The sequence below is a fragment of the Nostoc sp. CCY0012 genome (assembly GCF_963920855.1).
GTDB lineage: Bacteria > Cyanobacteriota > Cyanobacteriia > Cyanobacteriales > Nostocaceae > Cyanocohniella.
This window is the reverse complement of sequence record NZ_CAWUDM010000124.1, coordinates 1-15553: the sequence shown is the minus strand read 5'-3', so window position 1 is coordinate 15553 and position 15553 is coordinate 1. Positions and strand designations below refer to the sequence as shown.

Annotated in this window: 13 protein-coding genes; 10 read left to right on the top strand and 3 right to left on the bottom strand. The window is 42.4% G+C overall.

What is annotated here, in order from left to right:
* On the bottom strand, positions 1-2898 hold a 2898-nt coding region (locus tag ACM0OS_RS24800; protein WP_414545842.1), incomplete at its 3' end, for a CHAT domain-containing protein.
* Positions 2899-3446: 548 nt separating this feature from the next.
* Here ACM0OS_RS24800 and ACM0OS_RS24795 point away from each other — a divergent pair.
* The 6 genes from ACM0OS_RS24795 (at position 3447) to ACM0OS_RS24770 (ending at position 7786) form a co-directional block, all read left to right on the top strand.
* Positions 3447-3731 carry a UPF0175 family protein gene (locus ACM0OS_RS24795; RefSeq protein WP_414545841.1) on the top strand — a complete coding sequence of 95 codons (285 nt, stop codon included), beginning with the start codon at positions 3447-3449 and terminating at the stop codon, positions 3729-3731.
* Positions 3732-4226 (top strand): DUF3368 domain-containing protein, encoded by a 495-nt coding sequence (locus ACM0OS_RS24790; protein ID WP_414545840.1) that lies wholly within the window; start codon positions 3732-3734, stop codon positions 4224-4226.
* A gap of 64 nt (positions 4227-4290) precedes the next feature.
* Positions 4291-5535, top strand: coding sequence for an exodeoxyribonuclease VII large subunit (xseA, locus tag ACM0OS_RS24785; RefSeq protein WP_414545839.1), 1245 nt, complete (start codon positions 4291-4293; stop codon positions 5533-5535).
* 7 nt (positions 5536-5542) lie between these two features.
* Positions 5543-5788, top strand: a complete 246-nt coding sequence (gene xseB / locus ACM0OS_RS24780) for an exodeoxyribonuclease VII small subunit (RefSeq protein WP_414545838.1) — start codon at positions 5543-5545, stop codon at positions 5786-5788.
* Positions 5785-6903: a hypothetical protein gene (locus ACM0OS_RS24775; protein ID WP_414545837.1), complete on the top strand. Its 1119-nt coding sequence runs from the start codon at positions 5785-5787 to the stop codon at positions 6901-6903. Before xseB ends, ACM0OS_RS24775 begins: the two co-directional genes overlap by 4 nt.
* A gap of 4 nt (positions 6904-6907) precedes the next feature.
* A complete protein-coding gene (locus ACM0OS_RS24770) occupies positions 6908-7786 on the top strand; it encodes a mechanosensitive ion channel family protein (RefSeq protein ID WP_414545836.1) in 879 nt (292 codons plus the stop codon).
* Here the strand turns inward: ACM0OS_RS24770 and ACM0OS_RS24765 are convergent.
* Positions 7773-8036: a hypothetical protein gene (locus tag ACM0OS_RS24765; protein ID WP_414545835.1), complete on the bottom strand. Its 264-nt coding sequence runs from the start codon at positions 8034-8036 to the stop codon at positions 7773-7775. The genes ACM0OS_RS24770 and ACM0OS_RS24765 overlap by 14 nt on opposite strands.
* 64 nt (positions 8037-8100) lie before the next feature.
* Positions 8101-8499 (bottom strand): DoxX family protein, encoded by a 399-nt coding sequence (locus tag ACM0OS_RS24760; RefSeq protein ID WP_414545834.1) that lies wholly within the window; start codon positions 8497-8499, stop codon positions 8101-8103.
* Between the two features lie 263 nt (positions 8500-8762).
* Here ACM0OS_RS24760 and ACM0OS_RS24755 point away from each other — a divergent pair, with 263 nt between their 5' ends.
* From ACM0OS_RS24755 to ACM0OS_RS24740, 4 genes are all read left to right on the top strand, one after another.
* Entirely contained in the window at positions 8763-9512 is a 750-nt protein-coding gene (locus ACM0OS_RS24755) for a sucrose-phosphate phosphatase (RefSeq protein ID WP_414545833.1), read from the top strand.
* Complete coding sequence (gene ruvA, locus ACM0OS_RS24750; protein ID WP_414545832.1) at positions 9509-10153, top strand: Holliday junction branch migration protein RuvA; 645 nt, start codon at positions 9509-9511, stop codon at positions 10151-10153. The genes ACM0OS_RS24755 and ruvA overlap by 4 nt, the downstream gene beginning before the upstream one ends.
* A gap of 142 nt (positions 10154-10295) precedes the next feature.
* Positions 10296-11459 (top strand): 8-amino-7-oxononanoate synthase, encoded by a 1164-nt coding sequence (gene bioF, locus ACM0OS_RS24745; protein ID WP_414545831.1) that lies wholly within the window; start codon positions 10296-10298, stop codon positions 11457-11459.
* 192 nt (positions 11460-11651) lie between these two features.
* Complete coding sequence (locus tag ACM0OS_RS24740) at positions 11652-15407, top strand: PAS domain S-box protein (protein WP_414545830.1); 3756 nt, start codon at positions 11652-11654, stop codon at positions 15405-15407.
* Positions 15408-15553 lie beyond the last annotated feature (146 nt).

Below are 15553 nucleotides of genomic sequence, written 5' to 3'. Positions count from 1 at the left end.
AGCCTGTTGATAATTGCGCCGTGCTTCTTCATATTCTCGCAATTCTTGGGCAACTTTTCCCAACCCGTGGTAGGTGCTGGCTGGCCAAAGTTGTTTTTGTCTTTCTTCTATACCCACTAAGGTAGGATAAATTTCTAAAGTCTTTTCGTAAGAACATTTAGCTTGCTGGTACTGCTTTGCCTCCAGTTGACAACTACCCAGTCTATAAATTGCCATTGCTATCTGATAACCTAATTCACCCTGAATAAATGCCGGGGGATAATTTTCTAAATTTTGACAAACCATTTCTGCCAACTTGAGGTTACTTTGGTGATCCCTAATCAATTCAAAGTATTGATATAAACAAAAGTAGATACTAATACTTTGTTGTTTCTGCAAACAAATTTGCAGGGCATGATAAAGGTTTTCATATTCCCAGCCACAGAAAGATATACCTCTTTGACGCTCTTGAGCATCTTTAGAATCCATCAAATGATTATAATATCCTGCCAAAGCTATATAGTGGTTTTTAAATCCCTCTTGTAAAGCTGCACAGGTTGTCTCATCAATAAATGCTAACTTAGTCTTTAAAAAGTATGGGAAAATAGGTTGAATTTTTAGTAAGTTATGCTCATTCTCAATCAGTGAGAGTAAACCCCAGTTAATTGCCTCTTGAATAGCGTCATTGAATTTATCAAAACAGTAATTATTTAATGGTTCTAGCTTTTCTAGTTCATTGATGTAAACCGGAATAAATCCACGACAAATGAACCCACTAAAAGGAGCCAAACAAAGCAACAATTTCTGTGCATCTGGTGACAAATTACTGTGAGAATATTCGACACATTTCAAAATACTCTTAGTCTTATCCTCACTCACCACATCCAAATTGACATCAGCACTTTGCAACCCCTGCAAAATCTCCTGGGGTGATTGCCTTTGCAAATTCGTCAACACAACTTCCATCGCCAGGGGATACCCTGCCAACAATTTCATCAACTTTTGAAAATCTGCATCTTGACGAATCCCATCAACAAGGTGTGCAGCTACATTCCGTTCTAAAATTTTCTCTGCTAATTCCGTCCGGGCTTCTTGATCTAATCCTTGTAACTCATAAATATTCTGTTTAAAAGTCTGACTTTGTAGCCATTCTTCCCGACTACGCGAACCCAAAACCACCCGCGTTTTACCACCTACCAACTTCCCGATAAAATCCCGGATTTGCTGACGTTCTGCCTCTGGTAAAGTATTTTGAATCGCCAGTTGTTGCCCAGTCACCGATTCCAAATTATCCAAAATTACAGCGTAAGCTGCACCTCGCAACTTTGCCACTAATTTCTGTACCTGTGCAGGCTGACTCATGGCTTGAAACTGCGCCTGTTCAAATTTACCATACACTTGCTGACCAATATCAAACAGAATTTGTGTCAGCGTCCAGGCTTTTTGGTCATAGCCAAAATAAAATACATCCTCAACAAAATGTGTCCTCTGCCACCATTCCCTTAAATGATTTAACAAAGTTGTTTTACCTGTTCCCCCCATACCTTGCAACAGCAAAACATTATGCCTGAGCAAAGCCTTCTCAATTTTGAGAATCTCCAAATCCCGACCAAAAAATCCATATTCCGGCAAGGAGAAACGATACTGAATAGCAACAGATTCGTAATATTTCTCTTCTTCTTCTGGTGTAAACTGCCGTAAATTAAAATTCACTACCTGATGAGAATAAACCACAGGTAATAACCAATCTTCTAAATTAATATATTTATTGAAATAGGCTTTACGTTCTTTATCATTGAACAGTTCCAGCCTCCCCAGCCTGATAGCTTCAGTCATGGGTTTATGATCAAATAAATGTTGATAAAGCTGTGACATCATCAACTTTGCCGCCGACACAGTGACAGAATACCCCATTGCCACCACCATCTGCATCCCTGCGGTCATTAACCTGCTTCCCAGACTGGTTTCACGAGTATCTTCACTTAACCCCTCCTCGCTGGCGGAGTTCTTCACCTGTTTCCCCGACTGACAAGCATTGAGAATACACACAGGAACCCCCTTTCCTGTCAACAATGCGGCTAACTCTGAAGCTTCTACCAAATCAACTTTACCCTGAGACTCGCCCTCAAAGCAGACAAAAGCTTTCACCCCATCAAAGGGCTGCAAATCACCACGTCCATAACGCCCTTTATAAAAATAGCGTTCAGGTTGGCTGGAAGACTGAACCTGTTGATAATTTAGCAGCGCCCCGTGCATATCCAAATGAACGATGTGGTAAAATCCTGCACATTTTTCTTGTAAGTGCTTAGACAAACTTTCATAAGTTCCCGGACGCAGCAATTCAACATTTACCCGCAAATTGCTATTGTCAATCAATTCCAGCAACGGGCGAGAAATTGTCCGATAGCCCACATCCCTTTCCTCATCTGGACGCGCCACCACTACCAGCAGATTAATCACAGGCGATAACTGCACATTAGCTGATACAGGTGGTGCAGGTCTGACATTCTTCCGCAACATTACACAGTCTACCGCCAGTGGTCGGCTTAAATCTGGGTCTTGTAGAGCTTCCCAGTGTAGGGCGTGAAATTCTGGGGTTTTCGCAACGATTTCAATCTGTACTTGACTCAGATTACCCCGTAGTTGTCGATATAAGCTGTAAGCATTGAAATCTGCCTGAAAAACCTGCTTAAATAGGCTTTCACCGTATATTTTAACGCTGGCTGCTGCCCTCTCTGCAATTACAGTATCACTAAAAGGAAACGTTACCCATTCTTCAAAATACCACTCTAGTAGTTTTTCTTCCTTGGGGGTAAAGGGGTCAGTAATCGTAACTGGGTATTCTCCGCCATCAAACTTGAGAATTGCTGCAAATCCGGTATCTATTCGCCCTTCTTCCCGAATTGTGATGACTGTCATGGGTTAAGCTTGTCCGCACGTATGATTACATACCTACATACTACACTGAAGATTAATATTGCTGTGCGTAAATTAAATACCCTGATGACTATAAACGCCAATTATTTAGTCTTAGTGAATAACCTAAGTCTTGAATCCTTTGATAGTGATAGGACTTACGGACTCGCCCGAAAATTAAGGCTTTGAGATTGCTTCCCTACGGTCGCAATGACGAAAATACGTGGTTGGTTACGTAAGTCCTGAGTGAGATAAGTTACCAGTCACTAAAGTCAGATTTTGATGGATAGCAATAGCAGAAATCATACAATCAGGATTAGGACTTACGCACTCGCTAGGAAAATCAAGGCTTTGAGATTGCTTCCCTACGGTCGCAATGACGAAAATACGTGGTTGGTTACGTAAGTCCTGTTTCTGAAGAAGTTCGGGCGAAAATACTAACACAAGCTAACAATCAATGCAGTTATTGTCGTAGTCTTCAAAAATTATAGTGATGTTAGGGGAAGTGGTTTAAGGACTACAATAAAAATGTATAGTCGGGAGTTTTAGTAATGGCTTTAACAATTGTAGACAAGGAATTGGAAAGTATTCAGCTTTCAGCAGAGATTCGAGAAAAGGCTTTACATAAGGCTAAAGAAGGGTATGTAATGGCTTTATTGGAAGTAGGAGAAATTACCAGTGGTAGGGCAGCAAAAATCCTTGATATTTCTCGGATAGAAGTTATAGAAATGATGAATAAATGGGGGATTTCTCTTTTTGATGACTCTCAGAGTTTGGAGGAATTACATCAAGAAGTAGAACAAGCAGCATTAATTTTAAATCAGCAAATTTCTTAAATGATAATTGTCTCGGATACCACCCCAATCAGTGAGTTAGCCAAGGTTGAGCATCTTGATTTATTGCCAAAAATTTTTGGTAAAGTTTTGATTACCCACGGTATATTTAATGAATTACAGGTAGGTCAGCATCCAGCAGCAGAATTTGTACAGAATTTGTCTTGGATTGAAGTTGTAAAGGTAGAGAATCAGCAGGTGGTTGAGGAGTTGCAAAAGTCCTTTAATTTACATTTGGGAGAATCAGAAGCTATTGCTTTAGCTGAAGAAATTGGGGCTTCTCAGTTGTTGATTGATGAAAAGGCGGCGAGAAAGGTAGCTATGGCACGAAAGTTACCTTTAATTGGTACTGTGGGGATTTTATTGTTAGCAAAGCGTCGAGGTTTATTGGACAGCGTTAAAGATATTTTAGATGAGATGCAGGTAAAGGGAACGAGAATTTCTGATCGGCTTTATCTGCAAGTTTTGACTTTAGCTGAGGAAATTAAAGGACAATAATGGGCAGGGTATTAGGTTAAAAATGCTAGAATCGCTCCAGCACCAATGCTTTTAGGCATCTTTGATGACTTTTAACTCTCTCATTCCTGATACGGCGCTTTCGGTATCTGGATTAACTGACTATATCCGCTTGCTGTTAGAGCAAGATGAGCAATTACGGCAAGTTTGGGTGACTGGGGAAGTTTCCAGTGCTAATCACCATCGCAGTGGGTTGTTTTTTACGCTACAAGACCCAGATGGGACGGCTGGGATTAAATGTGTGGTCTGGAATGGTCAAATCCCGAAACTCGCTCAAATGCCTGTTCCTGGTGAGCAGGTAATTATCTTAGGTAGTATCCGGGTTTACCCGCAAAGGGGAGAGTATCAATTATCTGTATGGCAAGCTTTACCTGCTGGGGCTGGGTTACAGGCGTTACGTTATCAACAATTAAAAAACCGCTTGCTGGCTGAGGGTTTATTTGACTTAGAACGTAAACGTCCTTTACCGCTGCACCCCCAAACGATCGCAGTGGTAACTTCTCCTACAGCAGCGGCTTGGGGCGATATCCAAAAAACTCTTAAGCAACGATATCCCGGTTTACAGGTTTTATTTTCTCCGGCTACGGTACAAGGTGAGCAAGCACCAGAGTCTATAGTCAAGGCGATGAATCGGGTAAATCGGGATGGTCGGGCTGAGGTGTTAATTTTATCACGGGGTGGTGGTGCGGTTGAGGAGTTGGCTTGCTTTAATGATGAACGGGTGGTGCGGGCTGTTGCTAGTTGTTCTGTGCCGGTAATTACTGGTATTGGTCATCAACGCGATGAGTCTTTGGCGGATTTAGTTGCTGATTTTTGCGCCCATACACCAACGGCGGCGGCGGAAACTGTGGTACCGGCTATATCTGAGTTATATAATCAGCATCGTCAAAGGGTGATGGCTTTGCGTGAGGCGGTACTGGAATTTGAGGCGAGTGCTGAGAATAAGTTGCAAGGTTTACGTCAGCGGTTGCGGCGTTTGGGGTTAGATAGACAAGTTCAGCAGGAGATACTGCGGTTAGGTTGGAAAAGAAAGCAGCTGTTACAGGTGAGTTTGGGGCGATCGCAGCAAGCACAGCAGCGTTTAGAATTGTTACGGGAAAAGTTGGCTAGTCTTGACCCTAAGGCGGTTTTGCAGCGTGGTTATGCTGTGGTAAGAAGGGAAAATGGGGCGATCGCTCGTTCGGCTTCTGAGTTGGCTATGGGGGATGATTTGTTGATTCAGTTGGGACAGGGGGAGGTTACAGTTAAGGTAGTGAATGTTAACGAACCGCCGAGGCGCCAAGGACGCTAAGATTTTCATGGTTAAGCGTAAGGGTGCTTCTAGTTCTGACTCGATGGAGGGTTGGAATTATGAGGCGAAGGTTTTGGAGATTGAGGAAATTATCGCTCGTATTGAGGCGGGTGAGTTGGAGTTGGAGGATGTGTTTGCACAGTTCGCTAGTGCTGTTGAGTCTTTGCGTCAGTGTGAGGGTTTTTTGCAGCAGCGACAGCAGCAGGTGAATTTGTTGATTGAGACTTTGAGTGATGATTCAACTATGCAATGATGATGGGTGCAAAACTCAGATCGGCTATCAATTGGTTTCAGTCTGGGCTTTCTCAGGCGAAAACAACTAATCCTGATAATCTGCTTGATAGTCCTCCTGAGGAAATTATTCAGGAATTTGCAGAAAAAATAAATCGGTTATCTCATCCGGTTGATTATACTACCAGCATTCAAGAAGTACTGAAAACGGCTTTGACAAATTGGCAGCAAAATACTAATTCTGCTAATAGTTTGGTGGTTTTAGGTTGTCCTGTAGAACCAATTGCAGAAATTTTGCAGGGAAGTTTGACAGGCGAGTTGTTAAAAGATTTACAAGTTATCAATCCTCTGAAAAGTTGGCGGCGAACTACTGATGCTTCGGCTTTAATAAGGGTAATTGAGGAGGTTTTATCTTCAGATTCTCATCCAGAACTGATTGTAATTCCTTGTTTGGCACAATGTTTTTTGCGATGTATAGGCGGCTGGGAAGGTATCGAGTTTCTGCAAAATGCAGTTGTACATGACCAGTCTAAGTTTTGGTTGATTGGTTGTAATTCTTGGGCTTGGTCATTTTTAGATCAGGTTTGTCAAATAAGTGCTTATTTAGAAGAAGTTCATTACCTACCTCAATTAAAGGGGAAAGCACTGGAACAATGGTTAGCACCAGTAACTCAAGAATTATCTACCCAAGATAATCAAGAAAATACAAATTTAGCTGACTCTAAATCACTGGCTAGTTTAGCTGATGGGGTGAGTAGTGTGGCGGCTTATTTGTGGTTGCAAAGACTGCGAATGCGTGCGGCTGATATACCTGATGCTGTTTCTAAATCTCCAGGTGTGACTCAAGAAATGGCTAGTAATCTGCAACAAACTAAGCCAATTTTACCGAGTTTACCTGATTTGACGGCAATTGATCGTTACCTATTGCATTCTCTACTAGTCCACGGTCAAATTACTCGGACTCATTTAGCTTTCAGTTTAGGTGAAAGTGAACAACTGGTGCGATCGCGTGTCCAAATGCTGCTACGTGCGGGTGTCATTATCCAACAGCAAGAACAGTTAAGTCTTTATCCTGCTTATTATCCTTCTCTTAAAACTGAGTTGAATAATAACAACTTTTTGATTGGCAAAGACTAAATATATGTCTCCTGATAATTCTACATTTCTACTTTTTATAGCTCAAGTGGCAAATGGTAATCAAGCCGTCAGCAAACTCCTGACTGAAATTACAGTCAACAAAATTCTCAAAGCCTTAATTTGTATTGTTGTCGCCTACACAATCTCAATCACATTCCAATCGTTTTTTAATTGGTTATCGGAACGAGTCCCCCGGCGCTTTCGACTTTTGATTAAACAATCAGTACCTTTTTGGAAAGCACTAATTTTATTGGCGACTATAGTTTACCTACTGCATCTATTTCTCAAACTTTCCGAAACTAATCTCTTAGCACTAACTGGTACTGTTGCTGTAGCATTGGGATTTGCTTTTAAGGATTATGTAAGTTCCATTATTGCAGGTATTGTCACCTTATTTGAAGCACCTTATCGAGTAGGCGATCGCATTACTATTGGCGAACACTACGGTGAGGTGATTGGTTACGGTTTACGTGGACTAAGACTACAAACACCTGATGATAATATTGTGACTATTCCCCACAATAAAACTTGGACAGATGCTATTTCTAATGCCAACAGTGGCGAGTTAGAAGCACAAGTTGTTACGGAATTTTATTTAAATCATACAGTTGATTTTGAGCAGGTAATCCGCATTCTCTATCAAGCTGCTTACAGTAGCAAATACACACAATTAAAACTACCCATTGTTGTAGTTATGGAAGAATTGCCTTGGTGTACCAAATTTAAACTTAAGTCTTACCCAATGGATGCGAGAGAAGAGTTTCTTTACAAAACCGATCTTCTGCGACAAGCCAAACAAGCATTTGCTAAACAAAGTATTTGCTATCCACAACCAGGTGAAACATCTGAGGATAGCACACATATTTTAATTAGAGACACTTAGGAGATGTGTCTAAGTTTTGACTTTCTTGATTCAATACTTTTAGCCATTTCTGAATGCGCTTTCTTTGTAATTCACAGACTTGCACACTGGATACTGTCAATCCTTGACGGGGAAAGATTTCCCTCAAATCAACCAGCATATCTATAGATGTACAAGCTTCTAAACATTCTGCAATATATCCCATTGAATCTAAACACAACCATTCCTGAGTCGCCTCTAGCTGACAGATTTTATGCTTTCTCGTTTCCATAAGCTTTGGTTGTGTTAGATACAAAAAATTTTCTGGTTCAATTCTACTTCATCATGCATCACAACTAAGGTTTATCGTCCAAAGTATACCAGTATGCCCAAGCAATCAAGACTGCCTGAAAAGGTAGCCTAGCTAAATACAATAATTGATTATGGGGAATGCCTTCAATCTGAATGTTGTGTATAGTCATGTAGATATTGGCAGGAAAGACACCAATAAATAAAGCAATTAGTCCCCATGCTGCTGTCGCACTGACAAACGGGATCATTAAGCCAATACCACCGAGAATTTCAAATACACCGCTGACATAGACTGATGTTAATGGCGGAAAAACTGGTGGGACAATGCGAGCGTATTGCTCTGTCCTGAGAAAATGAGTAATACCAACGATGATGATAGATACAGCAAAAATTACACGGAATAATTCTTTGCGGTGATGACTTTGGTTAGATGCAAAAGACATAGAGAATAGCAGAAATACTGATTAAATCGTAGCGATTACTGTGATCTGATACTTCTATCTCAAGATAGCTTTGGTTAGTCGCTAGATGCAGAATCAAAACCAGCAATCACAGAATTATGACATCAGTCAGAATACACAAGAACCAAAATCTGGTAAATTAACTCGGAACGCATCGTCAAGAATCAGTTTCCGCAGATTGCATTTGGGCGACTGTGGGATTTTCGGGTATTTCTGCAACTACCAACTTGGAGTACATCAAAATCATGAAACCTTTTCTTTTTGTCACTGATCTAGATCACACCTTCGTGGGTAATGACGCAGCGTTAACAGAACTGAGTCAAAAACTTGACCAACATCGCCAAGCCTACGGCACTAAAATCGTTTATGCTACTGGGCGATCGCCTATACTTTACCGCGAACTCCAGCAAGAAAAAAACCTCATGCAACCCGATGCACTCGTCCTGTCTGTGGGTACAGAAATTTATCTTGATGGTCATGATACCCCCGATGCAGGTTGGTCAGAAATCCTCTCCACTGGCTGGGATCGGGAATTAGTATTAAAAATTGCTAAGTCTTTTCCGGAGTTAGAACTGCAACCAGACTCAGAACAACGTGAATTTAAAGTTAGTTGTTTTATCGATCAACAAGTCGCTGTCACGGTTCTGCCAAAACTAGAAGCAGAATTGCAAAAATGTGAATTAAATATAAAGTTAATTTATAGTAGCGGTATTGACCTTGACATTTTGCCCCGTACCAGCGATAAAGGTCAGGCAATGCAGTTTCTGCGTCAAAAGTGGAAATTTGCAGCAGAACAAACAGTTGTCTGTGGTGATTCGGGTAATGATATTGCTTTATTCGCTGTAGGCAACGAACGGGGAATCATAGTCGGGAATGCCCGTCCAGAGTTACTCCAGTGGCACAACGAGTATCCCGCTAACTATCGTTACCTAGCACAAGACTTGTGTGCGGGTGGAATTCTTGAAGGGTTAAAATATTTTGGGTTCTTAGAATGATTAGCTATCTCAAAGGGATCGTTGCTGGTATTCAAACAATTGGCGGGAGTCGCGTGATGTTGACTCTAGAAGTAAATAATTTGGGCTATGATTTGCAAATTCCCCAACGCCTGTCACAACAGTTGCCAGAATCGGGAGGAGTGATCCAAATTTTCACCCATTTACAAATTCGTGACGAAGTACCATTTCTCTACGGCTTTGCTTCCCCTTCAGAACGTGATTTATTCCGCCACTTACTAACCGTTAGCGGTATCGGCGCAGCCTTAGCCATCGCCTTATTGGACACCTTAGAACTGCCAGATTTAGTCCAAGCCATCATCGCCGCCAACACCCAAGTTTTAATCCAAGCCCCTGGCGTTGGCAAAAAAACTGCTGAACGCATTTGTTTAGAACTGAAAAGCAAACTAGTCGAATGGCGTAAATCAGCAGGCTTCTTCGTGGCTACAGGTGGCCCAGCACCCGGAATACTTGAAGAAGTGCAAATGACCCTCTTCGCCTTAGGATATACTGCCCATGAAGTCAGTCACGCCCTCCATGTAGTTAGCGAAGACATTGGACTACCAAAAGACGCTTACGTAGAAGACTGGATCAAACAAGCGATCGCTCATCTTAGCAGCAGCGAACAAGTAAGTCAGTTGTAATTCGTAATAGAGCCTCCGGCACGCTAACGCGGTAAGCAAAGCTATGCCCGCTAGGGCTGTACGTAATTCGTAATTCGTAATTGGTTAGCTTATTCCCCCCTGCCTCCCTACTCCCTACTCCCCACTCCCCACTCCCATCATAATGCCCCTAGACCCCTACGCTTGGATAGAAAAATCCCTGGCAACTATTCATCGGGCAGACTGGTATCGTTCTGTAACAACCATCCACGGTCGCCCCGGTGCAACTGTATTGTTGGCTGGGGAAGAGGTGATTAATTTTGCCAGTAATGATTATTTGGGATTGGCTGGGGATGAACGCTTAATTAAGGCTGCTGTGAGTGCGATCGCAGAATTTGGTACTGGTAGTACTGGTTCTCGATTACTCAGTGGTCATCGGGAATTACACAGGGAATTGGAACAGGCGATCGCCTCGTTAAAACAAACAGCCGATGCGGTAGTATTTAGTTCTGGGTATCTGGCTAATTTGGGTGCGATCGCCGCTTTGATGGGTAAGCGGGATTTAATTTTATCTGACCAATATAATCATTCCAGTTTGAAAAATGGGGCGATTCTTAGCGGTGCAACGTTAATTGAATACCCCCACTGTGATGTCGCAGTATTAAAAACTCAGTTGCTTGAGCATCGACACAATTATCAACGCTGTTTAATTATTACTGATAGCGTCTTTAGCATGGATGGCGACTTATGTCCATTACCAGCGCTGTTGGATTTAGCTGATGAGTTTAGCTGTATGCTGCTAGTTGATGAAGCTCATGCCACTGGTGTCATGGGAAAAACTGGTGCTGGGTGTGTGGAACATTTTGGTTGCACAGGCAGAAATTTAATTCAAATTGGCACATTGAGTAAAGCCTTGGGTAGTTTAGGCGGTTATGTAGCGGGAAGTGCCACCCTAATTGATTTTTTACGCAATCGCGCACCAAGTTGGATTTATACCACAGCCCTTTCACCCGCAGACACGGCGGCGGCTTTAGCGGCAATTGAGATTGTACAAACAGAACCGCAACGCCGAGTCCAACTTTGGGAGAATGTAGATTACTTGAAAAAGTTAATGCAATCACAGTTACCCCATCTGCCATTACTGCCTACTGCATCACCCATACTATGTTTTCAGTTACCTAGCGCCGCCAATGCCCTCAATATAGGGAAGCAACTCCAAGAAGCTGGCATTTTCGCCCCAGCTATTCGGCCACCCACAGTCCCTACCAGTCGCATACGTATATCTGTGATGGCAACTCATCAAGCCGCACACATAGCAAAATTGGTATCAGTTCTCAAGGAGAATTAGCTACCAGTCAATTTTTTCGTCATCTGAATATACTATCGTTCTTGAATTTCTGATAGTGCTAATATCTGATTAAACTATTTCAACAATTTCCCAGATACTAACTTAGGCTGGGAGTAAGGAGTGGGATTTTTGTGACATACAACATTTAACTAAAGCATCTGCAATCAGTATAGGTTTTTCCCAAATATTTTCATGTCTGATATTAATGCTTCTCAGTTACTACGTTATGGCATTGTTGTCTTAATTGTGGGAATTGCTTTAGCACTGATGTTGTTGCTAGATCCTTGGCTCAATATTAGCGTTACTCCATTCCTGCTGTTTTTTGGCGCTGTCATGGTCAGTGCTTGGTATGGTGGTTTAAAATCAGGGCTGTTAGCAACTTTATTATCATCTTTTGCAAGCAACTACTTTTTCCTGCATCCTACTTATGAGCTGAGTCTTGACTCCACCAGCTTTGTGCGACTGGGATTGTTTGCATTACAGGGCGTTGTCATTAGTATCTTATGTGAAGTATCTAGGACTGCTAAAAAAGAAGCTGAGGTAAATCTCCAAAAACTGAAAGTGAGTGAGGAACGATTTCGATTAGCCCTAAGTAGTTCCAATATCGTAGTTTTTCAACAAGATAAAAATTTACACTATCAGTGGATTCATAACCCTCAAGGTAAAAAAACTGTTGCAGAAATTATTGGCAAATCTGACTATGAATTATATCCAACTTCAGTAGCAGAATACTTGACAAAAATAAAAAAAAATGCGTTAGAAAGTGGTGTTTCTACCCGTGAAGAAGTTCCTTTGATTTTGGGTGGACAAATCGGTTATTATGATTTGCTGATTGAACCATTCAAAAATAAAGATAATAGGGTTGAGGGTATTACTTGCGCGGCGTTGAATATTACTGAGCGTAAGCAGACAGAACTAGAAAAAGCTAATTTAAATCGGGAACTTCGACAAGCCATTCAGCAAAAAGACGAAACCTTAGCATTACTAAATGCCTGGCTGAGTAGTTCACCAGTAGCACTAGCTTTTCTCGATACAGAACTGCGTTATGTGTACGCAAATGAAGCCCTGGCAGCCATCAACGGTGTACCATCCAACCAACACATCGGTCACACCATCAGGGAGGTGCTACCACAATGGGCGCCACAACTAGAACCGATTTTTAATCAACTGATGGCAACCAGAGAACCATTGCTGAATCAGGAAATTGGTGGTGAAACTTATCCACCAGGGACATTTCGTTACGCTCTGATCAACTACTATCCAGTGTCTTTACCAAATGGGCAGTTACTGGGAGTAGGTGTTACAGCAATTGATGTTACCCAACTCAAGCAAGCTGAACAAGCATTGCGAGAAAGCGAAGAAAGATTCCGCACCATGTTTGACCAAGCTGCCGTAGGCATTGCCCAAGTAGACTTAGATGGACAATTCCTGCAAGTGAATCCCGCTTTGTGTGAGATTACTGGATATAGTCATGAAGAGTTAATGCAGTTAAACTTCCAAGAAATTACTCATCCTCATGACATAGAACTAGATTGGATCAATACTCAGCGAGTTTTAGCCAAAGAAATTAAAGGTTATTCTTTAGAGAAGCGCTACATCCGCAAAGATAATTCCATTGTGTGGGTGAATCTGACTTCTACAGCTGTGTGGGATAGTGAAGGGAAAGCAAAATATGGATTTGGGATTATTGAAGATATAAGTGAACGCAAACAAGTAGAAGCAGCGCAACAGTTTTTAGTGGAAACTAGCACCATATTGGCGGCTGCACTCGATTATGAAATCACCTTAAACAACCTTGCTAAATTGGCAGTACCCTTCATGGCAGATTGGTGTACTGTCGATATTCTGCAACCAGATTCATCCATGCGACAAGTGGCGATCGCCACAGCTAATCCCAAAAAACGTCAGCAATTAGCCCAAATCCAACAGCGTTATCCCCTTGACGGCACAAGAACACATCCGTTTGGTAAGTCACTCATACAAGGGCAATCTGTTTTTTATCCTGAATTAACAGATGCTTTTCTTGCCGAAATAGCTGAAGATGAAGGACATTTGCAATTACTACGCAGTCTGGGTATGCGTTCCTTGATGCTAATTCCTCTCTATTCCAGAGGGCAATTATTTGGAACTTTGTGTTTTGTCACCGACGAATCTCATCGTCACTATGAACTAACAGACTTAACTTTAGCAGAAGATATTGCCCGTCGTGCAGCGATCGCCATTGATAACGCTAGATTGTATCAAGAAACTCAACAGGCGAAACAAGCAGCAGAACAAGCCGTCAGCCGGATACTCCGTTTGCAAAAGGTCACCGCCGCACTTTCAGAAGCCTTAACTCCCCAACAAGTAGCCGATGTAGTCGTTCACCAAGGAATTGCTGCTTTAGGAGCAACAGCAGGTTTAGTGGTCATGCAAGCTGAAGGCAGTGTCCTCAAAGTGGTGGAAGCAGTTGGCTATCCCCAGTCAGTAATCAATAGCTGGACAACTTTTCCCATAACTGCGCCTGTTCCTTTAGCAGAAACATTCAGAACAGGAAAGCCCATCTTCATCCAAAATCCAGAAGCTTTAATTAACCGATACCCCCATTTAGCAGATGCTGTAAATACAACTGGCAATTTTGCCCAAGCTTCTATTCCCTTAATGGTAGAGGGAAAAGCAATTGGGGCATTGGGATTAAGCTTTATTAACCCGCAACCATTTAATGAGGAAGATCGCGGCTTTATTTGGACATTAGGACAGCAGTGCGCCCAAGCGATCGCCCGCGCCCAACTTTACGCTGCCGAACAAACTGCACGGGATGAAGCCGAGACAGCCAACCGCATTAAAGATGAATTTTTAGCTGTACTTTCCCATGAACTGCGAACTCCCCTAAATCCAATTTTAGGGTGGGCAAAGTTACTCCGCACTCGTAAGTATGATGAAGCGACTACAAATCGAGCATTGGCAACCATTGAGCGTAATGCTCAGTTACAAACCCAATTAATTGAAGACTTACTTGATGTATCGCGGATTTTACGCGGTAAGCTGAATTTAAATATCTCTGCGGTCGATTTGAGAATGACCATCGCCGCAGCCCTAGAGACAGTGAGTTTAGCCGCAGAAGCTAAGTCAATTCAAATCCAAACAACATTCAGCGATGAAAATATACAGGTAATGGGGGATGCCAGCCGCTTACAACAGGTGTTCTGGAATCTGGTTTCTAATGCCGTAAAATTTACACCTCCAGGGGGCAGAGTAGAGGTACATTTAGCACGGATGGGACTCGATGCTCAAATTCAGGTGATTGATACAGGTCAAGGGATCACCCCAGAATTTTTGCCTCATGTTTTTGAATACTTCCGCCAAGCCGATGCCAAAACCACTAGAGTATTTGGCGGATTGGGATTGGGACTAGCAATTGTCCATCATCTAGTAGAACTTCATGGGGGTACGGTGCGGGTAGAAAGCCCCGGAGAAGGACAGGGGGCAACTTTTACGGTCAACCTACCATTGCATAAAAAGCCTGAAACCCGCGTCATGAGTGCTAATTCCTTGCCAGCACAAGTCAGCATTTCCGATTCATTACTAGCGGGAGTGGAAATTCTTTTGGTAGACGATCAAGCTGATATCCGAGAGTTTTTCACTGTATCTCTATCAAATTATGGTGCAATTGTCAAGTCTGTAGCATCAGCACGTGAGGCACTCAAAGTATTAGCCCAATCCCAGCCAGATATTTTATTAAGTGATATTGGGATGCCCATCATGGATGGCTATATGCTCATGCGCCAAGTGAGAACAAAGCCACCAGAACTAGGCGGACAAATTCCGGCCATCGCCTTGACTGCTTATGCTGGAGAAATCAACCATCAACAAGCCATAGCCGCCGGATTTCAAAAACATATTTCCAAGCCTGTTGATCCAGTAGAGTTAGCTCAGGCGATCGCTAGTCTGATTCCGCCCAAATGTTAGGCGCACCACTACCACCCTTGATAAAAACAATTCGCAATTCGCAATAAAGCCTACGGCACGCTCCGCGAACGCAATTCGCAATAAATTATCCAATTTACTCAAATAATATTTGTTGTCTTCCCCCTTGCCCCCTTGCCCCCCTGCTC

Bases quoted from the DNA above. Each gene is read 5' to 3' on its own strand.
- ACM0OS_RS24795 (WP_414545841.1), top strand. From the start codon at position 3,447: ATGGCTTTAACAATTGTAGACAAGGAATTGGAAAGTATTCAGCTTTCA.
- ACM0OS_RS24790 (WP_414545840.1), top strand. From the start codon at position 3,732: ATGATAATTGTCTCGGATACCACCCCAATCAGTGAGTTAGCCAAGGTT.
- xseA (WP_414545839.1), top strand. From the start codon at position 4,291: ATGACTTTTAACTCTCTCATTCCTGATACGGCGCTTTCGGTATCTGGA.
- xseB (WP_414545838.1), top strand. From the start codon at position 5,543: ATGGTTAAGCGTAAGGGTGCTTCTAGTTCTGACTCGATGGAGGGTTGG.
- ACM0OS_RS24775 (WP_414545837.1), top strand. From the start codon at position 5,785: ATGATGATGGGTGCAAAACTCAGATCGGCTATCAATTGGTTTCAGTCT.
- ACM0OS_RS24770 (WP_414545836.1), top strand. From the start codon at position 6,908: ATGTCTCCTGATAATTCTACATTTCTACTTTTTATAGCTCAAGTGGCA.
- ACM0OS_RS24765 (WP_414545835.1), bottom strand. From the start codon at position 8,036: ATGGAAACGAGAAAGCATAAAATCTGTCAGCTAGAGGCGACTCAGGAA.
- ACM0OS_RS24760 (WP_414545834.1), bottom strand. From the start codon at position 8,499: ATGTCTTTTGCATCTAACCAAAGTCATCACCGCAAAGAATTATTCCGT.
- ACM0OS_RS24755 (WP_414545833.1), top strand. From the start codon at position 8,763: ATGAAACCTTTTCTTTTTGTCACTGATCTAGATCACACCTTCGTGGGT.
- ruvA (WP_414545832.1), top strand. From the start codon at position 9,509: ATGATTAGCTATCTCAAAGGGATCGTTGCTGGTATTCAAACAATTGGC.
- bioF (WP_414545831.1), top strand. From the start codon at position 10,296: ATGCCCCTAGACCCCTACGCTTGGATAGAAAAATCCCTGGCAACTATT.
- ACM0OS_RS24740 (WP_414545830.1), top strand. From the start codon at position 11,652: ATGTCTGATATTAATGCTTCTCAGTTACTACGTTATGGCATTGTTGTC.